Origin of the sequence: Streptomyces swartbergensis, assembly GCF_002148965.1 — a bacterium.
Classification (GTDB): Bacteria; Actinomycetota; Actinomycetes; order Streptomycetales; family Streptomycetaceae; genus Streptomyces; species Streptomyces swartbergensis.
The window spans coordinates 1-20,796 of the sequence record NZ_NGFN01000141.1 but is presented as its reverse complement, the minus strand read 5'-3'; the positions used below and the strand labels follow the sequence as shown (position 1 = coordinate 20,796).

Annotated in this window: 20 protein-coding genes and 1 pseudogene; 16 read left to right on the top strand and 5 right to left on the bottom strand. The window is 70.7% G+C overall.

Annotated elements, in window-relative coordinates:
• Both CA983_RS45195 and CA983_RS22410 read left to right on the top strand, forming a co-directional pair.
• Nucleotides 1-133: pseudogene (locus CA983_RS45195) on the top strand (ferrochelatase); the annotation flags it as partial.
• A gap of 8 nt (nucleotides 134-141) precedes the next feature.
• Nucleotides 142-957 (top strand): inositol monophosphatase family protein, encoded by an 816-nt coding sequence (locus CA983_RS22410; protein WP_086602693.1) that lies wholly within the window; start codon nucleotides 142-144, stop codon nucleotides 955-957.
• A 152-nt stretch (nucleotides 958-1,109) separates the two neighbouring features.
• Here the strand turns inward: CA983_RS22410 and CA983_RS46780 are convergent, their stop codons facing one another.
• Nucleotides 1,110-1,283 (bottom strand): hypothetical protein, encoded by a 174-nt coding sequence (locus CA983_RS46780; protein WP_167407432.1) that lies wholly within the window; start codon nucleotides 1,281-1,283, stop codon nucleotides 1,110-1,112.
• Nucleotides 1,284-1,695: 412 nt separating this feature from the next.
• Here CA983_RS46780 and CA983_RS22405 point away from each other — a divergent pair, with 412 nt between their 5' ends.
• The 4 genes from CA983_RS22405 to CA983_RS22390 all read left to right on the top strand — a co-directional run bounded on the left by CA983_RS22405 (nucleotide 1,696) and on the right by CA983_RS22390 (nucleotide 5,283).
• Nucleotides 1,696-2,349, top strand: coding sequence for a response regulator transcription factor (locus CA983_RS22405; protein WP_003993508.1), 654 nt, complete (start codon nucleotides 1,696-1,698; stop codon nucleotides 2,347-2,349).
• Nucleotides 2,350-2,354: 5 nt separating this feature from the next.
• Nucleotides 2,355-3,587 carry a sensor histidine kinase gene (locus tag CA983_RS22400; RefSeq protein ID WP_086602692.1) on the top strand — a complete coding sequence of 411 codons (1,233 nt, stop codon included), beginning with the start codon at nucleotides 2,355-2,357 and terminating at the stop codon, nucleotides 3,585-3,587.
• Between the two features lie 405 nt (nucleotides 3,588-3,992).
• The gene (locus CA983_RS22395; RefSeq protein ID WP_003993510.1) at nucleotides 3,993-4,289 is read left to right on the top strand and encodes a DUF4193 domain-containing protein; all 297 of its coding nucleotides are present in this window, start codon (nucleotides 3,993-3,995) and stop codon (nucleotides 4,287-4,289) included.
• Nucleotides 4,290-4,302: 13 nt separating this feature from the next.
• The gene (locus tag CA983_RS22390; protein ID WP_086602691.1) at nucleotides 4,303-5,283 is read left to right on the top strand and encodes a hypothetical protein; all 981 of its coding nucleotides are present in this window, start codon (nucleotides 4,303-4,305) and stop codon (nucleotides 5,281-5,283) included.
• Between the two features lie 124 nt (nucleotides 5,284-5,407).
• Here the strand turns inward: CA983_RS22390 and CA983_RS22385 are convergent, their stop codons facing one another.
• Entirely contained in the window at nucleotides 5,408-5,866 is a 459-nt protein-coding gene (locus CA983_RS22385) for a DUF3093 domain-containing protein (protein ID WP_086602690.1), read from the bottom strand.
• A gap of 58 nt (nucleotides 5,867-5,924) precedes the next feature.
• Between CA983_RS22385 and CA983_RS22380 the strand changes: the two genes are divergently transcribed.
• The 7 genes from CA983_RS22380 to CA983_RS22350 all read left to right on the top strand — a co-directional run bounded on the left by CA983_RS22380 (nucleotide 5,925) and on the right by CA983_RS22350 (nucleotide 12,601).
• Nucleotides 5,925-6,509, top strand: a complete 585-nt coding sequence (locus CA983_RS22380) for a PaaI family thioesterase (protein WP_086602689.1) — start codon at nucleotides 5,925-5,927, stop codon at nucleotides 6,507-6,509.
• Nucleotides 6,510-6,604: 95 nt separating this feature from the next.
• The gene (gene dut, locus CA983_RS22375; RefSeq protein ID WP_086602688.1) at nucleotides 6,605-7,165 is read left to right on the top strand and encodes a dUTP diphosphatase; all 561 of its coding nucleotides are present in this window, start codon (nucleotides 6,605-6,607) and stop codon (nucleotides 7,163-7,165) included.
• A 1-nt stretch (nucleotide 7,166) separates the two neighbouring features.
• A complete protein-coding gene (locus CA983_RS22370; protein WP_086602687.1) occupies nucleotides 7,167-7,922 on the top strand; it encodes a DUF3710 domain-containing protein in 756 nt (251 codons plus the stop codon).
• A 256-nt stretch (nucleotides 7,923-8,178) separates the two neighbouring features.
• Complete coding sequence (locus CA983_RS22365; RefSeq protein ID WP_086602686.1) at nucleotides 8,179-10,734, top strand: sensor histidine kinase; 2,556 nt, start codon at nucleotides 8,179-8,181, stop codon at nucleotides 10,732-10,734.
• Nucleotides 10,731-11,414 (top strand): response regulator, encoded by a 684-nt coding sequence (locus CA983_RS22360; RefSeq protein WP_086602685.1) that lies wholly within the window; start codon nucleotides 10,731-10,733, stop codon nucleotides 11,412-11,414. The genes CA983_RS22365 and CA983_RS22360 overlap by 4 nt, the downstream gene beginning before the upstream one ends.
• Nucleotides 11,415-11,467: 53 nt before the next feature.
• Nucleotides 11,468-11,866, top strand: a complete 399-nt coding sequence (locus tag CA983_RS22355) for an OB-fold nucleic acid binding domain-containing protein (protein ID WP_086602684.1) — start codon at nucleotides 11,468-11,470, stop codon at nucleotides 11,864-11,866.
• A 3-nt stretch (nucleotides 11,867-11,869) separates the two neighbouring features.
• Nucleotides 11,870-12,601 carry a DUF3159 domain-containing protein gene (locus CA983_RS22350; RefSeq protein WP_086602683.1) on the top strand — a complete coding sequence of 244 codons (732 nt, stop codon included), beginning with the start codon at nucleotides 11,870-11,872 and terminating at the stop codon, nucleotides 12,599-12,601.
• An 85-nt stretch (nucleotides 12,602-12,686) separates the two neighbouring features.
• Here the strand turns inward: CA983_RS22350 and CA983_RS22345 are convergent, their stop codons facing one another.
• Nucleotides 12,687-13,364, bottom strand: a complete 678-nt coding sequence (locus CA983_RS22345) for a potassium channel family protein (RefSeq protein WP_086602682.1) — start codon at nucleotides 13,362-13,364, stop codon at nucleotides 12,687-12,689.
• Entirely contained in the window at nucleotides 13,364-14,035 is a 672-nt protein-coding gene (locus CA983_RS22340) for a potassium channel family protein (RefSeq protein ID WP_086602681.1), read from the bottom strand. The genes CA983_RS22345 and CA983_RS22340 overlap by 1 nt, the downstream gene beginning before the upstream one ends.
• Before the next feature lie 247 nt (nucleotides 14,036-14,282).
• Between CA983_RS22340 and CA983_RS22335 the strand changes: the two genes are divergently transcribed.
• From CA983_RS22335 to CA983_RS22325, 3 genes are all read left to right on the top strand, one after another.
• Nucleotides 14,283-15,197, top strand: coding sequence for an adenosine kinase (locus CA983_RS22335; protein ID WP_086602680.1), 915 nt, complete (start codon nucleotides 14,283-14,285; stop codon nucleotides 15,195-15,197).
• Nucleotides 15,198-15,545: 348 nt separating this feature from the next.
• Nucleotides 15,546-17,597 carry an APC family permease gene (locus CA983_RS22330; protein ID WP_086602679.1) on the top strand — a complete coding sequence of 684 codons (2,052 nt, stop codon included), beginning with the start codon at nucleotides 15,546-15,548 and terminating at the stop codon, nucleotides 17,595-17,597.
• A 126-nt stretch (nucleotides 17,598-17,723) separates the two neighbouring features.
• On the top strand, nucleotides 17,724-19,052 hold the full coding sequence (locus CA983_RS22325; protein WP_086602678.1) for a class I SAM-dependent RNA methyltransferase: 1,329 nt from the start codon (nucleotides 17,724-17,726) through the stop codon (nucleotides 19,050-19,052).
• Nucleotides 19,053-20,019: 967 nt separating this feature from the next.
• Here the strand turns inward: CA983_RS22325 and CA983_RS22320 are convergent.
• On the bottom strand, nucleotides 20,020-20,796 hold a 777-nt coding region (locus tag CA983_RS22320; protein ID WP_086602694.1), incomplete at its 5' end, for an IS982 family transposase.

The following is a 20,796-nucleotide window of genomic DNA, read 5'->3' as shown; positions in this document are numbered from 1 at the left end:
GGGGCGCGGGCAGGAGGTCACCCCCTGCGTCCTGGGCGCCCTCGGACCGAGCCACCACCTCTGCCCGGTCGGCTGCTGCCCGGCCCGCGCCCCCCGCCCCGCCGCCGCGGGCGCCGACAGCCCCTACGCGTGAGGAGCCCCGTGACCGACCCCCTGCACAAGGACCTGCTCGAACTCGCCCAGGAGGCCGCTCGCCGCGCGGGCGCGCTGCTGCGGGACGGGCGCCCGGCCGACCTCGCGGTGGCCGCGACCAAGTCCAGCCCCATCGACGTCGTCACGGAGATGGACATCGCGGCCGAGAAGCTGATCACCGGCCTGATCGCCGAGCGCCGCCCGGACGACGGCATCCTCGGCGAGGAGGGCGCCGCCACCGAGGGCACGAGCGGTGTCCGCTGGGTGATCGACCCGCTCGACGGCACGGTCAACTACCTGTACGGGCTGCCCACCTGGTCCGTCTCCATCGCAGCCGAGCAGGACGGCGAGACCGTCGTCGGAGTCGTCACGGCCCCGATGCGCGGCGAGACCTTCCACGCGGTGCTCGGCGGCGGAGCCTGGGCCACCGGGGCCTGGGACGGCGAGCGCAGGCTGTCCTGCCGCCCCGCGCCGCCCCTGGAGCAGGCGCTGGTCTCGACGGGCTTCAACTACGTGGCCGAGGTCCGCACCCACCAGGCCGAGGTCGCCCAGCGGCTGATCCCGCTGCTGCGCGACATCCGGCGCGGCGGTTCGGCGGCCGTCGACCTGTGCGACCTGGCCGCGGGACGCCTCGACGGCTACTACGAGCGCGGCCTGCACGCCTGGGACCTCGCGGCGGGCGACCTGATCGCCCGGGAGGCGGGCGCGCTGACCGGTGGACGCCCCGGAGAGCGCCCGTCGGGGGATCTGACAGTCGCGGGGACCCCGGGCGTCTTCGAGCCCCTCCAGCGCCTGCTGGAGGACTTCGGGGCCTGGCACGACTGAGGACGGCCAGGCCGGCATACGACGCGGCCGGCGGCACGTCCACCGTCGTACGACGGCCGACGTGCACGCCCGACACCGAGTGAACGGGGCCCGCAAGACGACGAAGCGGGCCCCGGCGCTGGATTCGCCGGGGCCCGCTTCGTACGGCCTGATCAGACGCTCGTCGCGCTGACCTCCACACCGTGCTCGGCGGCGAGGCGGCGCAGGTCGTCGAGCTCGCCCTGCTCCACCTCGACGAGGAAGTCGTCGCCCTCGTCGCGAGCCCGGGACAGATCGGACTCGGTCGCCCTTATGCGCTGCAGAAGTCCTGCGGTGAATGCGTCCATGCTGCGCCCCCTCGTCCTGGGTCGTGGGTCGATGGCACGGGGGTGTGCCGTTCGGAAGGGACGATCACGTCTCCGGTGGATGCCCAGCGCCGCTCGGCTGGGCGGCGACGGTGCCGGACACCCACGCCCGCTCTGCGGAAGCGGGTTGAGCCGCACCGCATGGTGGTGCGGTACAAGCAGAGCGTGATCGTGGGATGTAAAGCCGTCCTCCCCAAGCTCCCTTCCGTGGAAACCTAACCGGAGGAGAAAATCTCCTATTCCGTCGCGGGCCTCGTCTCCTCCCCCGCCTTACCTCCGACTTATGGCCGAAAAGGGCAGGATGGAGGGCAACACACCAACGAACCGTCGAAGACCCCTGCCCGTCTGCGCCTGTGCGGCGCTACGCGGGTGGACATGAGGAAGGACCAGGGACGTGCGCGTACTCGTCGTCGAGGACGAGCAACTGCTCGCCGATGCGGTGGCCACCGGACTGCGCCGGGAGGCCATGGCCGTCGACGTCGTGTACGACGGTGCGGCCGCCCTGGAACGCATCGGCGTGAACGACTACGACGTGGTCGTCCTCGACCGGGACCTCCCGCTCGTGCACGGCGACGACGTCTGCCGCAAGATCGTCGAGCTCGGCATGCCCACGCGCGTGCTGATGCTCACGGCCTCCGGTGACGTCAGCGACCGGGTGGAGGGTCTGGAGATCGGCGCCGACGACTATCTGCCCAAGCCGTTCGCGTTCAGTGAGCTCATCGCGCGCGTGCGGGCCCTCGGCCGGCGCACCAGCGTGCCCCTGCCGCCGGTCCTGGAGCGTGCCGGGATCAAGCTCGACCCCAACCGCCGCGAGGTCTTCCGCGACGGCAAGGAGGTCCAGCTCGCGCCCAAGGAGTTCGCCGTCCTGGAGGTGCTGATGCGCAGCGAGGGCGCCGTCGTCTCGGCGGAGCAGTTGCTGGAGAAGGCCTGGGACGAGAACACCGACCCGTTCACGAACGTCGTCCGCGTGACGGTCATGACCCTGCGCCGCAAGCTCGGTGAGCCGCCCGTGATCGTCACCGTCCCCGGCTCCGGCTACCGGATCTGACGACTGTGGCCACCACTCCCGCGCCTCCCCAGGCGCCCCCCAAGCCCACCTGGGATCCCAGGCGACCCGCGCCGCCGTTCCCCTGGCTGCGCCCGACCATCCGCATAAGGCTCACGCTGCTGTACGGCGGCATGTTCCTGATCGCCGGCATCCTGCTGCTGTCGATCATCTACCTGCTGGCCGCGGAGGCGCTGAACGTGGGCAGCGAGCTGCCGTTCAAGATCGTCGAGGGCAAGGTCACCAGCGACATCTGCAACCTGCCCGACCAGGCCTCGCCCAACGAGTTCAACAGCGCCATGAACGCGTGCGTCAACGAGCAGCGCCAGCACGCCCTGGACAATCTGCTCAGCCGCTCGCTCCTGGCCCTGCTCGGTCTTGCGGTCATCGCCTTCGCCTTCGGCTACGCCATGGCCGGCCGTGTCCTGTCGCCGCTGGGCCGGATCACCCGCACCGCGCGCGCGGTGGCGGGCTCCGACCTGTCCCGCCGGATCGAGCTGGACGGCCCGGACGACGAACTGAAGGAGCTGGCGGACACCTTCGACGACATGCTGGAGCGGCTCCAGCGGGCCTTCACCGCCCAGCAGCGCTTCGTCGGCAACGCCTCGCACGAGCTGCGGACACCGCTGGCGATCAACCGCACGCTCCTCGAGGTGCACCTGTCCGACCCGAACGCGCCGGTGGAGCTCCAGCAGCTCGGCAAGACGCTGCTGGCCACCAACGAGCGCAGCGAGCAGCTCGTCGAGGGTCTGCTGCTGCTCGCCCGCAGCGACAACCAGATCGTCGAGCGGGGGCCGGTGGACCTCGCCGAGGTCGCCGGGCAGGCCATCGACCAGGTGCACGGCGAGGCCGAGGCCAAGGGGGTGCGCATCCGCGGCGAGCAGAAGTCCGCGGTCGTCCAGGGCAACGGTGTGCTCCTGGAGCGGGTCGCGCTCAACCTGGTGCAGAACGCCGTGCGCTACAACGTGGCGGAGGGCGGCTGGGTCGAGGTCACGACCGAGGTGCAGCACGGCCAGGCGGTCCTGGTCGTCTCCAACACGGGCCCCGTCGTGCCGGCGTACGAGATCGACAACCTCTTCGAGCCGTTCCGGCGGCTGCGCACCGAGCGGACGGGCAGCGACAAGGGCGTGGGACTCGGTCTGTCCATCGTCCGGTCGGTGGCCCGGGCGCACGGCGGGCACATCTACGCACAGCCGCGCGAAGGGGGTGGGCTCGTCATGCGAGTCACGCTGCCCGTCTGAGATCATGTCGCCGATCAACTCGGCGACACACGGGGATGTTCGCTTTGCGCGGAATTTTCGACATCGCACCGCGCGTGCTCCGTGTGTGATCGATCACAGGGACGCTTTTCCGGCCATCTACTCTCCGTGATCATGTGTCCTGTCGGAAAGCCGGGAAAATCCCGGTTTTCGGGGGTCTTGATCACGGGAAGTACACGGTGAGACGCCTTTGAAGTGCGGCATTCGGACCGTGTACGGTCCCCATCGCCATCCAAGCCGATCACTCGTGAGGAGTCCGGTTGGGTGTCGATTGAGTAACAGACCTTGATGTGAGGCAAAATCTCCGCCTCAGGTCGGGCACAAGTCCGGCCTCTCACGCGTTACGTGCGCTGGAGACACCGCAGACACCCAGAGGGGGAGAGCGACATGGCAACCGATTACGACACTCCACGCAAGACCGATGACGACGTTGACTCGGACAGCCTCGAAGAGCTGAAGGCTCGGAGGAACGACAAGTCGGCCTCCGCAGTGGACGTCGACGAGTTCGAGGCCGCAGAGGGCCTCGAGCTGCCCGGCGCCGATCTTTCGAACGAGGAGCTGGCAGTACGAGTGCTCCCGAAGCAGCAGGACGAGTTCACCTGCATGAGCTGCTTCCTGGTGCACCACCGCAGCCAGCTGGCCCGGGAGAAGAACGGCCAGCCGATCTGCCGCGACTGCGACTGAGGCGGGGTCGGCCGTGACTGGCTCGACCCCTCCCTGGAAGCGCCGCTTCTCCAAACGGAAGGCGGACGAAGGGCCGATCGACGGCCCGCAAGACGGCGCGCGTGACGACGAGCGAGGCTCAACCAGTACGGGGGCGGCCTCGCTCGAACCGGCAGCGGACCGGAGTGACCTTCCGGCGTCCGTGGACGTCCCCGCACCCGTCGCCCGGACGGCGGGGACGCTCCGGGAGCGGGCCATGGACAGTGCCCGCAAGGGCTCGGTCCGGGCCCGGGCCGGCCTCGCCCATCTCGCCGACCGGATCATCGAACTGGCCCCGCGCGTCCCCGTACGGGACCTGGCGACGCTCCGCAGGCAGTTCCCGGGCCTGGGGCCCGAAGAGCTCGCGGACAAACTGGTCGCGGGCGCGGCGAAGGCGACGGCGACGGTCGGAGCGGGCATCGGCGCGGCGGCGATGCTTCCCGTGCCGCCCGCCATGCCGACGGAACTGGCCGCCGAGATCACCGGAGTCGCGGCGATCGAGCTGAAGCTGATCGCCGAACTCCACGAGGTCTACGGCGTACGGCCGCCCGGCAACATCAAGCAGCGCAGCACCGCGTACCTCCACTCGTGGTCGGGGGAGCGCGGGATCGACGCGAACAAGCCGTCGACGCTGAGCACGGCGCTGAACAGCCGCATGAAGCGGGACCTGCGGCAGCGGATCATGAAGCGGATGGTCCGCAGCATGCCGAACCTGGTGCCGTTCCTGATCGGCGCCGCCGTCGGAGCGGCCATGAACCGCAGCGAGACGAGAAAACTCGCCGCCCGGATCCGCGAGGACCTGCGCAGGATCCAGGTGCCGTGGGAGGCCCTGGAGCCACTCCCCGCCCTGGAACGTCCGGCGGACGCCCTGGAGATGGGCGAGATCACTGACGACCCTCTGGGCCGCTTCGGGGACGAGAAGCCCGAGAGCGAAAAGCACCACGAGAAACGCGACAAGCGCGACGACGGGCACTGAGGCGACGCCGGGACGACGGACACGGGGCGACGCCGGGACGACTGCACAGAGGCGACGCTGGGCCCGCGCGTGCGCGTGCCGTCGGTCTGCCGTCCGCCGCCGGATGACGCCCCGCGCAGGTGTGCTACGCCGGCTTCGCCGCCCGCAGCGCCTCCGCCAGGCGCTCCGGCTCGCGCGTGGACAGGTACAGGTACGGAGTCGGGTCCTCCGGGTCCGTGACCTCCACGCGCAGGGCCGTGGGGATGTAGGCGCGCAGCAGCATGAAGGCGCGCGGGTCGGCCTTGTGGGTGCGCCAGGCACGGGTTTCCTCCGCGTCCAGGACCTCCGCCTCGCCCAGGGCCGCCAGCGGGATCTTCACCTCGCCCGCGATCAGTGAATCGCCCACCACGCGGATGCGGACCGAGCCGTACGAACTCGCGGCGACGGCCGCGACCGCCGTGCCCCCGGCCAGGCCGCCGAGCATGGGCAGCGTGCCGAACGGGAGCAGGACCAGGGCCATGGAGACCCCGACCAGGAACGAGATCAGCCACCAGGACCGGGGAGCGGTCAGGCGTTCTTCGTACGGGGCGGCGGAGAGCTGCATGGAGCCAAGCTTGACACGGTGTCCGGAAGGGGCCGACGCGCGGGTAAGGTCTCCGGCTGTGAGTCGTACTTCCGCTCCTCTTCAGCCTCCGGCCGACGCCGTGCGACCGGTGCGGCATCCGGACGCCCCGGCGCCCGGTGAGCTGCTCGGTGCGCACTACGGCCAGTGTTTCGGCTGCGGCGGCGAGCAGCCGCACGGGCTGCAGCTGGAGGCACGGGCCGGCGAGGGCGTGTCACTCACCGCGGAGTTCACCGTGCGGCCCGCCCACCAGGGTGCCCCGGGCCTCGCCCACGGGGGCGTGCTCACCTCCGCCCTCGACGAGACCCTCGGCTCGCTGAACTGGCTGCTGCGCACGATCGCCGTGACCGGACGGCTGGAGACCGACTTCGTACGGCCCGTGCCCGTCGGCACCACGCTGTACCTGCAGGCGGAGGTGACGGCGGTGGCCGGGCGGAAGATCTACTCGACCGCCACCGGACGCGCCGGGGGCCCCGACGGGCCCGTCGCCGTCCGTGCCGACGCGCTCTTCGTCGAGGTGAAGGTCGACCACTTCGTCGACCACGGCCGCCAGGAGGAGATCCAGGCGGCCATGAACGACCCCGACCAGGTCCGGCGAGCCCGCGCCTTCGAGGTGAACCCGTGAGTGCGGACAGCCTCTTGAGCCCCGTGGCCCCCACAACTCCCGAAACTCCCGTGACCCCCACGAGCCCCGTAAGCCCGGAAGGCCCCATGACTCCTATGAGCCCTGTGAGCCGTCAGCCCGTGGACGTGCTGATCCGGCGCGTCGATCCGGACGTACCGCTTCCGTCGTATGCGCACCCCGGGGACGCGGGAGCCGATCTGCGCACCACCGAGGCGTGCCGACTGGCGCCGGGTGAGCGGGCCGTGCTGCCCACGGGCGTGTCTGTGGCACTGCCGGAGGGGTACGCGGCCTTCGTGCACCCCCGGTCCGGCCTGGCCGCCCGCTGCGGCGTCGCCCTGGTGAATGCCCCGGGGACGGTTGATGCCGGGTACCGTGGGGAGATCAAGGTGATCGTGGTGAATCTCGACCCGCGCGAGGCCGTGCGGTTCGAGCGCTTCGACCGGATTGCCCAACTGGTCGTCCAGCAGGTCGAGAGGGTCCGCTTCCAGGAGGTGGCGGAGCTTCCCGGCTCCGCGCGGGCCGCGGGGGGCTTCGGGTCCACCGGAGGGCACGCCGCGGTGGACGGGACGAGCGGCACAAGCGGTCAGGCCGCCCTGGGCGGTCAGGCGGGTGGGAATCGATACGCTTCGGTCGTATCCGACCGGGAAGGACAGTGACGTGTTCGGACGTCGCAAGAAGAGGGATGCCGCCGAGGACGCGGCCGGCGAGGCCGAGCAGGTCGTCGACGGTGTCGACAGTGAGGCGGGCGGCGAGGGCGAGCGCCTGAGGCTCGAGCCGGCGCCGCGGCCCGACGGGCCCTGGGACAGCTCCGAGGTGCGCGACCCGGGCGAGGGCCGGGTCGACCTGGGCGGTCTGTTCGTGCCGGGCGTCGACGGCATGGAGCTGCGGGTCGAGGTCGCGGGTGACGCGATCGTGGCGGCGACGGTCGTGCTGCGGGACAGCGCCATCCAGCTGCAGGCCTTCGCCGCGCCCAAGCGCGAGGGCATCTGGGGCGAGGTGCGCGAGGAGATCGGCTCGGGCATCACCCAGCAGGGCGGCATCGTCGACGAGGTCGAGGGGCCGTTGGGCTGGGAGCTGCGGGCCCAGGTGCCGGTACAGCTGCCGGACGGCACCGGCGGCTTCCAGGTCGTGCGGTTCGTCGGTGTGGACGGCCCCCGCTGGTTCCTGCGCGGGGTCATCTCGGGCCAGGGCGCGGTGCAGCCGCAGGCCGCCGGGCTGCTCGAGCAGATCTTCCGGGACACGGTCGTGGTGCGCGGTGAGGGCCCGATGGCGCCCCGCGACCCGATCGTCCTGAAGCTGCCCAACGATGCCCAGATGGTCCCCGAGGGCATCCAGCAGGAGGAGGAGGGCTCCCGTTTCGCCGGCGGAATGGGCCAGCTCCAGCGCGGACCGGAGATCACCGAGGTCCGCTGAGCTTCGTAGAGACACCAGGGCCGCACTCCTCACGGGGGTGCGGCCCTTTCTCATGCCGCCCCGCCGGCAGCAACAGCCTCTTCGCCGCCTGGGAGACCCTCACTCACGGAGACAATCCCGCGTAGGGCCCCGATCGGCCGGGCGCGTCAGGGTTGCGTCAAAGACGGCCCCACTGCCGCGCCCGGAACCCATATGTCGTGATTGTTGGCCGTAAGGTCGACGCTGCGCAGTCGGCAGACCGGAAGACAATGAGGCCATGGGACGCGGCAAGCTTCGGATCTACCTCGGTGCGGCACCGGGCGTCGGCAAGACGTACGCGATGCTGTCCGAGGCGCACCGCCGCGTCGAGCGGGGCACGGACTGCGTGGTGGCCTTCGTCGAGCACCATGATCGCCCCCGCACCGAGGTGATGCTGCACGGCCTGGAGCAGGTGCCGCGCAGGCGGCTGGAGTACCGCGGCGGCGTCTTCCCCGAGATGGACCTCGACGCCGTCCTCGCCCGCCGCCCCCAGGTCGCCCTGGTCGACGAACTCGCCCACACCAACATCCCCGGCTCCCGCAACGCCAAGCGCTGGCAGGACGTGGAGGAGCTGCTTGCGGCCGGTGTCGACGTGATATCGACCGTCAACATCCAGCACCTGGAGTCACTGGGCGACGTCGTCGAGTCGATCACCGGGGTGCGGCAGCAGGAGACGGTGCCGGACGAGGTGGTACGGCGGGCCGACCAGGTCGAGCTGGTCGACATGTCGCCCGAGGCGCTGCGGCGGCGGATGGCACACGGCAACATCTACAAGCCCGACAAGGTCGACGCGGCCTTGTCGAACTACTTCCGCCCCGGCAACCTGACCGCCCTGCGCGAGCTGGCGCTGCTGTGGGTGGCCGACCGGGTCGACGCCTACCTCACCCAGTACCGCAGCGATCACCAGGTGTCGAGGATCTGGGGTTCGCGCGAGCGGATCGTGGTCGGCCTGACCGGCGGCCCCGAGGGCCGGACGCTGATCCGCCGGGCCGCTCGGCTGGCCGAGAAGGGCGCCGGCGGCGAGGTGCTGGCCGTCTACATAGCCCGCAGCGACGGGCTGACCTCGGCCTCGCCGAAGGAACTGGCGTTGCAGCGGACCCTCGTCGAGGACCTCGGCGGAACGTTCCATCACGTGGTCGGCGACGACATACCGGCCGCGCTGCTCGCCTTCGCCCGCGGTGTGAACGCCACTCAGATCGTGCTGGGCTCCTCGCGCCGCAGGACCTGGCAGTACGTCTTCGGGCCCGGCGTCGGCGCGACGGTCGCCCGGGAGTCCGGGTCCGACCTCGACGTGCACATCGTCACCCACGACGAGGTCGCCAAGGGCCGCGGACTGCCCGTGGCCCGGGGCGCGCGCCTCGGTCGCTCCCGGCGGGTGTGGGGCTGGCTGGTCGGGGTCGCCGGCCCGCCGGTCCTGGCGGCGCTGCTCAGCGCCGTCGACCTCGGCCTCGCCAACGACATGCTGCTGTTCCTGGCGCTGACCGTGGCGGCGGCCCTGCTCGGCGGGCTGATGCCGGCTCTGGCCTCGGCGGCGGTGGGCTCCCTGCTGCTGAACTACTTCTACTCACCGCCCCTGCACCGGTGGACCATCGCCGACCCGAGGAACATCGTCGCCATCGTGATCTTCGTGGCCGTCGGTGCCGCGGTGGCCTCCGTGGTCGACCTCGCCGCCCGCCGCACCCACCAGGCCGCCCGGTTGCGGGCCGAGTCCGAGATCCTGTCCTTCCTCGCGGGCAACGTGCTGCGCGGCGAGACCGGCCTGGAGAACCTGCTGGAACGGGTCCGGGAGACCTTCGGCATGGAGTCGGCGGCCCTGCTGGAGAGGGCGAGCGACGTCGAGCCGTGGACCTGCGCCGGCCGCGTCGGGCAAGGGCGTTCCGTCGAGCGGCCCGACCAGGCGGACGTGGACATGCCGGTCGGGGACCACATGGCGCTCGCGCTGACCGGCCGCGTCCTGCCCGCCGAGGACCGCCGCGTGCTGGCCGCCTTCGCCGCCCAGGCCGCCGTCGTCCTGGACCGCCGCCGCCTCCAGGAGGAGGCCGACCGGGCCCGCACCCTCGCCGAGGGCAACCGCATCCGCACGGCGCTGCTCGCCGCCGTCAGCCACGACCTGCGCACCCCGCTCGCCGGGATCAAGGCGGCGGTGACCTCCCTGCGCTCCGAGGACGTCGAGTGGTCCGAGGAGGACCGGGCGGAGCTGCTGGAAGGCATCGAGGAGGGCGCCGACCGCCTCGACCACCTCGTCGGCAACCTGCTCGACATGTCCCGGCTCCAGACCGGCACGGTCACCCCGCTGATCCGCGAGATCGACCTCGACGAGGTGGTGCCGATGGCGCTCGGCGGCGTACCCGGGGGAAGCGTCGACCTCGACGTCCCGGAGACCCTGCCCATGGTCGGCGTGGACCCCGGGCTGCTGGAGCGGGCCATGGCCAACCTCGTCGAGAACGCCGTCAAGTACAGTCCGTCCGGCACGCCCGTGCTGGTCGCCGCCAGCGCGCTCGCCGACCGGGTCGAGGTACGGGTGGTCGACCGGGGGCCGGGCGTCCCCGACGAGGCCAAGGACCGCATCTTCGAGCCCTTCCAGCGTTACGGCGACGCCCCGCGCGGTGCCGGCGTGGGGCTGGGGCTCGCGGTGGCGCGCGGCTTCGCCGAGGCCATGGGCGGCACGCTCGACGCCGAGGACACCCCGGGCGGCGGGCTCACCATGGTCCTCACCCTCCGCGCTGCGGGACCGCGCCCGGAGCTTGACCACGTGGCGGAAAACGCAGCCGAACCGGAAAGGCAGGCCTCATGACCCGGGTGCTGGTGGTCGACGACGAGCCGCAGATCGTACGCGCCCTCGTGATCAACCTCAGGGCACGCACGTACGAGGTCGACGCGGCCCACGACGGCGCCACCGCCCTCCGGCTCGCCGCCGCCCGTCACCCCGACGTGGTCGTCCTCGACCTCGGCCTGCCCGACATGGACGGCGTCGAGGTGATCAGGGGCCTGCGCGGCTGGACCCGGGTGCCGATCCTGGTGCTGTCGGCCCGGCACTCCTCCGACGAGAAGGTCGAGGCGCTGGACGCAGGGGCCGACGACTACGTCACCAAGCCGTTCGGCATGGACGAGTTGCTGGCCCGGCTGCGGGCCGCCGTGCGCCGGGCCGAACCGGCCGGGGGCGGTGAGGACGACGTGATCGTGGAGACCGGCGAGTTCACCGTCGACCTGGCCGCGAAGAAGGTCAACCGAGCCGGGAAGGACGTACGGCTGACCCCCACGGAGTGGCACCTGCTGGAGGTCCTCGTCCGCAACAGCGGCCGCCTGGTCGGGCAGAAGCAGCTGCTCCGGGAGGTGTGGGGGCCGTCGTACGGGACGGAGACCAACTATCTGCGCGTGTACATGGCGCAGCTGCGGCGGAAGCTGGAGGCGGACCCCTCCCATCCGAAGCACTTCATCACGGAGCCGGGGATGGGCTACCGGTTCGAGAAGTGAGGTCCCCGCCCGGGGGCTGCATGGCTGTCAGCGGGCCCCGGTAGGCTCTAGACATGAGTGCTGTTCCTCGTTCGCAGAAGCCGGCGGGCCGGTTCCGGCGCATGCTCGACCGGCTCTCCTCGTCGCAGGAGGACCTGGAGTCCGAGGAGCTGCGCGAGGACGCCGAGACCGCGGGCTGTATCCGGATCGGAGACTGCCAGGACCGGCAGATAGTGACGGTAACTGGTACCTTGCGCACGGTCACCCTGCGGCCGCGCGCCGGAGTCCCGGCCCTGGAGGCCGAGCTGTTCGACGGCTCCGCGGCGCTGGACGTGGTGTGGCTCGGCAGGCGCTCGATCGTGGGCATAGAGCCGGGGCGCAAGCTGATCGCATCGGGCCGGATCTCCATGAGCCGGGGCCGCCGGGTGCTGTTCAATCCCAAGTACGAACTGAGACCCCTCGGACGGGAGTAGCCGGTGACGTCGCTCGACAAGCCGACCGAAGAGACATCTGCGGACGACGCCCGGGCGGTGACCGAGGCCGCCCTGTTCGAAGCGTTCGGCGGCGTGCGGGGCATGGTCGAGACGGTGCTGCCCGGCCTGCTGTTCGTCACCATCTACACGATCAACAAGGACCTGCACCTGTCGGCGATCGCGGCACTGGCCGTGTCGCTGGTGCTGGTCGTGGTCCGGCTGGTGATGAAGGACACCGTCAAGCACGCCTTCAGCGGTGTCTTCGGCGTGGCCTTCGGTGTCGTCTTCGCGATGATGACCGGCAACGCCAAGGACTTCTACCTGCCCGGCATGCTCTACACGCTGGGCCTGGGACTCGCCTACATCATCACCACCCTGTGCGGTGTCCCGCTGATCGGGCTGATCCTCGGCCCGGTCTTCAAGGAGAACCTCTCCTGGCGCACGCGGAACCCCGGCCGCAAGAAGGCCTACGCCAAAGCCAGTTACGCGTGGGGTGCGATCCTGCTCGCCAAGTGCGCGATCCTCTTCCCGCTGTACTGGTGGGCCGACACCACACAGCTGGGCTGGGTCCTGGTCGCCCTGAAGATCCCGCCGTTCCTGCTCGCCGTATGGCTGACGTGGGTCTTCCTGGCGAAGGCGCCCGCGCCCATCGACGTGTTCGCGGAGATGGAGGCGGAGGAGAAGGCCGCGGAGGAGAGGGAGCGTGAGACTGCTGCTCGGTCCGCCGAGCAGTGAACCTCCAGAGCTGAAAGAAGCCAAGCGGAAGGGGCTTCCCGGAGACCCGGGAAGCCCCTTCCTGCTTGTCCCCGAAGGGACCCGCTCAGCTCGCCGCGCTGTTCCGGCGTACCGACAGCAGATCCTCCAGCTGCTCCTCACGGGCCTGTGCGGCCACGAAGAGGAGTTCGTCGCCCGCCTCCAGGGAGTCCTCCCGGGAGGGCGTCAGGACGCGGGTGCCGCGGATGATCGTGACCAGGGACGTGTCCTCGGGCCACTCGACGTCGCCGACCTGGGTGCCGGCCAGGGCCGACTCCTCCGGCAGGGTCAGCTCGACCAGGTTGGCGTCGCCGTGGCTGAAGCGGAGCAGGCGGACCAGGTCGCCCACGCTCACCGCCTCCTCGACCAGGGCCGACATCAGTCGCGGGGTGGAGACGGCGACGTCCACGCCCCAGGACTCGTTGAACAGCCACTCGTTCTTCGGGTTGTTCACCCGGGCGACGACGCGCGGAACGCCGTACTCCGTCTTGGCCAGCAGGGAGACGACCAGGTTGACCTTGTCGTCACCCGTCGCGGCGATCACGACGTTGCAGCGCTGCAGCGCCGCCTCGTCCAGGGACGTGATCTCGCAGGCGTCGGCCAGCAGCCACTCGGCCTGCGGGACGCGTTCGACCGAGATGGCGGTCGGCGCCTTGTCGATCAGCAGGACCTCGTGGCCGTTCTCCAGCAGCTCGCCCGCGATCGAGCGGCCGACCGCGCCGGCTCCGGCAATGGCGACCCTCATCAGTGACCGCCCTCCTCTTCGGGACCCTTGGCGAACGCCGCCTCGACCGTGTCGACCTCGTCGGTGCGCATCATCACGTGCACCAGGTCGCCTTCCTGCAGCACCGTCTGCGAGGTGGGCAGGACCGCCTCGCCGAGCCGGGTCAGGAACGCCACGCGCACACCCGTCTCCTCCTGGATCCGGCTGATCTTGTGGCCGACCCAGGCGGTGGAGGTGTGCACCTCGGCGAGCTGGACGCCCCCGGTGGGGTCGCGCCACAGCGGCTCGGCGCCCGAGGGGAGCAGGCGGCGCAGCATCTGGTCGGCCGTCCAGCGGACGGTCGCGACGGTGGGGATGCCCAGGCGCTGGTAGACCTCGGCGCGCCGGGGGTCGTAGATGCGGGCGGCGACGTTCTCGATGCCGAACATCTCGCGGGCCACGCGCGCGGCGATGATGTTGGAGTTGTCACCGCTGGAGACGGCGGCGAATGCGCCGGCCTCCTCGATGCCCGCCTCGCGCAGGGTGTCCTGGTCGAAGCCGACCCCGGTGACCCGGCGGCCGCCGAAGGAGGAACCCAGGCGGCGGAAGGCGGTGGGGTCCTGGTCGACCACGGCGACCGTGTGGCCCTGTTGCTCCAGGGTCTGGGCCAGGGCGGAGCCCACCCTTCCGCAACCCATGATCACAATATGCATCGCGTCACACCGTGCTTCCTACGGGCCCTCTGACCATCAACAATGTCCTGCTCATGTCTCTCTTTCGGCTCGCCAGGCACCACGTGGCGGCCTGAATGCGGGCCGCCAGGCACCATCATGCCGGTGGAATCACGCCATGATGCCTTCCGGGGCCGGTGCCGCGTTCGACTGCCCGACTCCAACGTATCGGCAAAGTCGAGGGGGTTGCCGAGGGCCCTGCCGGCCCTCGGCGGGGGAGGAAGCCCACATGAGTACCGAGATCGACGTCCTGGTCCTGGGCGGCGCGGGCGTGGACACCATCGTGCACGTGCCCGAGCTGCCCGTGCCGTTCGCCGACAGCCACATGATCCGGCCCGGGATCGTGACGCGCGCGGGCCAGAGCGGTGACTTCGTCGCGCTGGCCGCGAGCGCGCTGGGGCTGCGCACGCACCACGTCGACATGCTGGGCGACGACCCCGAGGGCGACCTGGTCCGCGCCCTGCACCGCGACCGCGGCATCGCGCTCACCGCCGTGCCCCAGCCGCTCGGCACCAAGCGCGCGGTCAACCTCGTCGGCCCCGACGGCAGACGGCTGTCCCTGTACGACGCCACCCGCTCGGCGGACACGGACCGGCTGCCCGAGGCCACGCTACGGAAGCTGGCCGCGGCCAGCCGGCACGCCCATGTCGTCATCACCCAGCCGTGCGCCCACGCGCTGCCCGTCCTGCGCGAGGCGGGCCTCACGCTCTCCACCGACCTGCACGACTGGGACGGGGCCAACCCCTACCACGAGCCCTTCGCCCACCAGGCCGACCTCGTCTTCCTGTCCAGCACCGCACTGGCCGACCCCGAGCAGACCATGCGGCGGATCACCGAGCGGGGCCGCGCCCGGGCCGTCGTCGCCACCGCCGGGGCGGACGGGGCGTACCTGCTCACCGACGGCGAGCTGACCCACGTACCCGCCGCCACGCCCCCCGCACCGGTCGTCGACTCCAACGGCGCGGGCGACGCCTTCGCCGCCGCGTTCCTCCACGCCTGGCTGAACGGCGCCCCACCCCACCACTGCGCCCTGCACGGCGCGGTGGCCGGGGCGTACGCCTGTACGGTCCCGTCGACCCGGACGGACAGCATCGGGCGGGAGGAACTGCTTGCCGGGGTGGCGGAGCTGGAGCGGGCAGTGTGACGGATGCCGGTGATGCGCTCCTGCCCTGCGGCCGCGGCTCGTTCTCTAGTGCGTCCCCGGCGACACGTCCTTGCGGCGGCTGATGCTCCGCACACTCGCCACGGTGAGGATTCCGAGGATGAACAGTGTGGCCGCGGCGCCGATCAGTTCTGCGGTCGGGTGCATGGGACCTCCAGGGGCGGCAACGGCCGGGTGACGGACAGGGCTCAGTCATATAGGCATGGGAACCGGGTGACCTGCGGACTCCCCAGCCGCAGGGGCCCCTGAATTCACTCGGAGAGCAGACGGAGCGCCGATGGGGGGTGGCGGGTGGGCGAGCCCGCAATCGAACGCTTACGATCCTCTGTTGTGTCCAAACTGACCGACGTGCCCAAACGGATCCTGATCGGGCGCGCACTGCGCAGTGACCGGCTGGGGGAAACACTCCTGCCGAAGCGCATCGCACTACCCGTCTTCGCCTCCGACCCGCTGTCCTCCGTCGCGTACGCGCCGGGGGAGGTGCTGCTGGTCCTGTCGATCGCGGGTGTGACGGCGTACCACTTCAGTCCGTGGATCGCGGTCGCGGTCGTCGTGCTGATGTTCACCGTGGTCGCCTCGTACCGGCAGAACGTGCACGCCTACCCCAGCGGCGGCGGCGACTACGAGGTGGCGAACACCAACCTCGGCCCCAAGGCGGGCCTGACGGTCGCGAGCGCGCTGCTCGTCGACTACGTCCTCACCGTCGCCGTGTCGATCTCCTCCGGCATCGAGAACCTGGGCTCCGCCATCCCGTTCGTGGTCGAGCACAAGGTGCTCTGCGCGATCGGCGTGATCGTGCTGCTCACGCTGATGAACCTGCGCGGCGTGAAGGAGTCGGGCTCGCTGTTCGCGATCCCGACGTACGTCTTCGTCGCGGGCGTCTTCACCATGATCGCCTGGGGCGCCTTCCGCGGACTGGTCCTGGACGACACCATGCGGGCACCGACGGCGGACTACGTCATCAAGCCCGAGCACCAGGGCCTGGCCGGCTTCGCCCTGGTCTTCCTGCTGCTGCGCGCCTTCTCCTCCGGCTGCGCCGCGCTCACCGGCGTCGAGGCGATCTCCAACGGCGTCCCGGCCTTCCGCAAGCCCAAGTCCAAGAACGCAGCGAACACGCTCGCGTTGATGGGCCTGCTGGCCGTCACCATGTTCTGCGGCATCATCGCGCTGGCCGCCGCGACCGACGTCCGCATGGCCGAGAACCCGGCCCGCGACCTCGTCCACAACGGCGTCCCGCTCGGCCCGGACTACGTCCAGAACCCGGTGATCTCCCAGGTCGCCGAGGCCGTCTTCGGCAAGGGCAGCTTCCTGTTCCTCGTTTTGGCCGCGGCCACCGCACTGGTGCTGTTCCTCGCCGCGAACACCGCCTACAACGGCTTCCCGCTGCTCGGCTCGATCCTCGCCCAGGACCGCTACCTGCCGCGCCAGCTGCACACCCGCGGCGACCGCCTCGCCTTCTCCAACGGCATCGTGCTCCTCGCCGGCGCCGCCGGACTGCTGGTGTGGATCTACGGCGCCGACTCCACCCGCCTGATCCAGCTCTACATCGTCGGCGTGTTCGTGTCCTTCACGCTCAGCCAGACCGGCATGGTCCGGCACTGGAACCGCCACCTGGCCACCGAGCAGGACAGGGCCAAGCGCCGCCACATGGTCCGCTCGCGCGCCATCAACGCCTTCGGCGCCTTCTTCACCGGCCTGGTGCTGGTGGTCGTCCTCGTCACCAAGTTCACGCACGGCGCGTGGGTCGCCCTGCTCGGCATGGTGATCTTCTACGCGACCATGACGGCCATCCGTAAGCACTACGACCGGGTCGCCGAGGAGATCGCCGCCCCCGAGGGCCCGAGCGACGACAGCGTACGGCCCTCCCGCGTCCACTCCGTCGTCCTGATCTCCAAGATCCACCGCCCGGCGCTGCGCGCCCTGGCCTACGCCAAGCTGATGCGCTCGGACACCCTGGAGGCGGTGAGCGTCAACGTCGACCCGGCGGAGACCAAGGCGCTGCGCGACGAGTGGGAGCGGCGCGGCATCGACGTACCGCTGAAGGTCCTGGACTCGCCCTACCGCGAGATCACACGGCCGATCATCGAGTACGTCAAGGGACTGCGCAAGGAGTCGCCGCGGGACGCGGTGTCCGTGATCATCCCCGAGTACGTCGTCGGCCACTGGTACGAGCATCTGCTGCACAACCAGAGCGCCCTGCGGCTGAAGGGCCGGTTGCTGTTCACGCCGGGGATCATGGTGACCTCGGTGCCCTACCAGCTCCAGTCCTCCGAGGCCGCCAAGCGGCGGGCCCGCAGGCAGCAGGAGTGGAACGCGCCGGGGTCGGTGCGGCGGGGGCCGGCGCAGGAGCGGCCGAGGGAGCCCTCGGACCCGAAGGCCTGAGGCGGCCGGCTGCTCGTGTCGAAACGGGCGTGAATCGGCCGGGCGGCACCCACGTAGACTGGTGGGCTGTTGTCCGGCCGATTTTCTTCGGCCCTTTCCCCCTCACGTTTTTGGAGTCACCCCACCATGCAGGCAGAACCGAGGAAGTCGCTGGTGGGGGAGGAGTACGAGGTCGAGATCGGCCCCGTCGCCCACGGCGGCCACTGCATCGCACGCACGTCCGAGGGCCAGGTGCTGTTCGTTCGGCACGCGCTGCCCGGCGAGCGGGTCGTGGCGCGGGTGACGGAGGGCGAGCAGGGCGCCCGGTTCCTGCGTGCGGACGCGGTAAAGGTCCTGGACGCATCCAAGGACCGGATCGACGTCCCCTGCCCGTTCGCCGGCCCCGGCCGCTGCGGCGGCTGCGACTGGCAGCACGCCAAGCCGGGCGCGCAGCGCCGCCTGAAGGCCGACGTCATCGCCGAACAGCTCCAGCACCTCGCCGGGCTCACACCGGAGGAGGCCGGCTGGGACGGCACGGTGGTGCCCGCCGAGGGCGACAAGGTGCCCGCGGGCCAGGTCCCGTCCTGGCGCACCCGCGTCCAGTACGCCGTCACGGCCGACGGCCGCGCGGGCCTGCGCCGGCACCGCTCCCACGAGGTGGAGCCGATCGACCACTGCATGATCGCCGCGGAGGGCGTCAGCGAGCTGGGCATCGAGAAGCGGGTGTGGACCGGCATGGACTCCGTCGAGGCGATCGCGGCGACGGGTTCGCAGGACCGCCAGGTGATCCTCACGCCGAAGCCCGGCGCGCGCCTCCCGCTGGTCGAACTCGACCGCCCGGTGTCGGTGCTGCGCGTGGACGAGCGCTCTGGCGGCGTCCACCGCGTCCACGGCCGCCCCTTCGTCCGCGAGCGCGCGGACGGCCGCACCCACCGGGTCGGGGGCGGCGGCTTCTGGCAGGTCCACCCGCAGGCGGCGGACACCCTGGTGACGGCCGTCATGCAGGGCCTCCTGCCCCGCAAGGGCGACATGGCCCTCGACCTCTACTGCGGCGTCGGCCTCTTCGCGGGCGCCCTCGCCGACCGGGTCGGCGAGCAGGGCGCGGTCCTCGGCATCGAGTCCGGCAAGCGGGCGGTGGAGGACGCGCGGCACAACCTCGCCGAGTTCGACCGCGTGCGGATCGAGCAGGGCAAGGTCGAGAGCGTGTTGCCGCGCACGGGGATCACGGAGGTCGACCTGATCGTCCTGGACCCGCCGCGGGCCGGGGCAGGGCGGAAGACGGTGGAGCATCTGTCGTCCCTCGGAGCGCGGCGGATCGCGTATGTGGCGTGCGATCCGGCGGCGTTGGCGCGGGACTTGGGGTACTTCCGGGATGGGGGGTATCGGGTGCGGACGCTTCGGGCGTTCGATCTGTTTCCGATGACGTCGCACGTGGAGTGCGTGGCTATTCTTGAGCCCGCCGCAAAAGGCCTCTGACCTGCGACTTTCATTGGCACCTCAGGTGCGGCCGGGAGGGCTCGACCTGTTTCCCCGAGCACACGGTGTGGAGCACCTTTTTGGCTCGCGAAGGCTGTCCGACCTGGCGTTCCTGCGGTGGCTGTCGTATCGACATGATCGTCTTTACGTATCTCGGCCCGGACGGCGACAGCCGTCTTGACGCTCAGATGACGCTCGTTCTGATGAGGCGTCACCGCAGGGGTGAAGGCAGCGCGGGCTGTTCTGTCGGTGTCGTCGCGAGGAGTCCCGCGGGGGCGGCCAGCAATACGCGTGTCTGCCAACTCCACGTCACGTGAAGTCCTGGCGTGAAGCCGCATCGCTTAGCACGTTCTCCAGTTCGCCGAACAGGCCGAAAAACCCAACCCTGCTACCACATGTCGGCGTGCTTGACCAGCGTCTACGGGCGCATGGACGGTGGATTTTCGAATCAGTTCTTCGACAAGCATGTCGAGTCCGACGCGGGGCATGCGGTAGGGCGCGGGGAGATCGGGGTGGCGCAGGCGGCGGGCAGTTGTGTGACTCCACGCGCTGGAAGCAGGAAACAGTTCGGTTGGCCACGGCCGACAACCGCCGCCATGCCGAGATCGGCGTCGACGGTCCGGGCTGGCGCTGCAGATGCTATTCGGAGCGCATAGTCCGCTGAGGGAGCGGACCAGGAGTAGCGCCGCGTCGTAGTCGGGCGGTCATGGTCGGGCAGCAATTCCAGATCAGGGCATCGCCCAACTCGTCGACGCTGCCGGCGGCATCAGCCCCTGAGCTGCACCAGGTCTTGGTCGATGTCCTGGGTACGGGACGGGATGAGCCTGTCGGCGAAGAACATGAGAGGGCTCTCGTCGAGCAGGTTCAGTTCGTGCGCCTCGAAGGAGCCGATCGCAGATGAGCCACGACCGACCGGAGGTGACCGGCCGTGCGCGTCCAACAGCTAGACGAGTAGTTCCGATGTGGCTCAGTGGTCGTAGGCGGTCAGTGACCTGGTGATGGGTGCGCCGATGGTGCGGTTGTGCCAGATCGCGCAGGTCATTGCCAGGATCCGCTGGGCGACACGGACACCGACGCCCTCGATGGTCCGGCCGCCGTGCTGTTCCAGATCGAGTTGGCCTTTGAGGGTGTCGTTGACCGACTCGATCAGCTGGCGCACCGTCTTGAGCAGGGCTTCTGCGGGCTGTGGGGTGCCGCGGTTGCGGTAGGAGGGCCGCAGCAGATGGATGCCGCGGGCGGTGAGGAAGCGGTCGAGTTCGGCGGCGATGTAGCCCTTGTCGGCCAGGATGAGCAGGCCGGGCCGGTCGGCGGCCAGGTGCGGTTCGTCGTCGATCAGAGCGGTCAGGACCTGCCGCTCGTCGATCTTGGGGTCGGCCAGGGCCCAGGTGACGGGCAGCCCGGCCGGGGTGCACACCAGGTGCAGTTTCAGGCCCCAGTAGAAGCGTGAGTGGGAGCGGCAGTAGCCGTAGTTGGCCCAGCCGGCCAGGTCGGAGCGCTTGACCGTCTCGCGGGAGCGGGCGCACTCGACGGGGGTGGAGTCCACGATCCATACATCGTCCAGCCACAGGTCGGTATCTGCGGCCAGCGACCGGATGGCCCGCTTGACCAGGGGCAAAGCAGCTCGCAGCCGCTTGTTGTAGGCCGGGCGCTGCGGCAGGTACGGGAACATCCCGTGCAGGTGGGCGTGGGCGAAGCGCAGCCAGCGGGCCTCGCAGTGGAAGCCCAGCACGGCCTGGGCCACTGC

Excerpts from the sequence above, each read along its gene's own strand:
- CA983_RS46780 (WP_167407432.1), bottom strand. The coding sequence starts at position 1,283 with ATGGACGCATTCACCGCAGGACTTCTGCAGCGCATAAGGGCGACCGAG.
- CA983_RS22395 (WP_003993510.1), top strand. The coding sequence starts at position 3,993 with ATGGCAACCGATTACGACACTCCACGCAAGACCGATGACGACGTTGAC.
- CA983_RS22385 (WP_086602690.1), bottom strand. The coding sequence starts at position 5,866 with ATGCAGCTCTCCGCCGCCCCGTACGAAGAACGCCTGACCGCTCCCCGG.
- dut (WP_086602688.1), top strand. The coding sequence starts at position 6,605 with ATGAGCCCTGTGAGCCGTCAGCCCGTGGACGTGCTGATCCGGCGCGTC.
- CA983_RS22365 (WP_086602686.1), top strand. The coding sequence starts at position 8,179 with ATGGGACGCGGCAAGCTTCGGATCTACCTCGGTGCGGCACCGGGCGTC.
- CA983_RS22360 (WP_086602685.1), top strand. The coding sequence starts at position 10,731 with ATGACCCGGGTGCTGGTGGTCGACGACGAGCCGCAGATCGTACGCGCC.
- CA983_RS22355 (WP_086602684.1), top strand. The coding sequence starts at position 11,468 with ATGAGTGCTGTTCCTCGTTCGCAGAAGCCGGCGGGCCGGTTCCGGCGC.
- CA983_RS22345 (WP_086602682.1), bottom strand. The coding sequence starts at position 13,364 with ATGAGGGTCGCCATTGCCGGAGCCGGCGCGGTCGGCCGCTCGATCGCG.
- CA983_RS22340 (WP_086602681.1), bottom strand. The coding sequence starts at position 14,035 with ATGCATATTGTGATCATGGGTTGCGGAAGGGTGGGCTCCGCCCTGGCC.
- CA983_RS22335 (WP_086602680.1), top strand. The coding sequence starts at position 14,283 with ATGAGTACCGAGATCGACGTCCTGGTCCTGGGCGGCGCGGGCGTGGAC.
- CA983_RS22325 (WP_086602678.1), top strand. The coding sequence starts at position 17,724 with ATGCAGGCAGAACCGAGGAAGTCGCTGGTGGGGGAGGAGTACGAGGTC.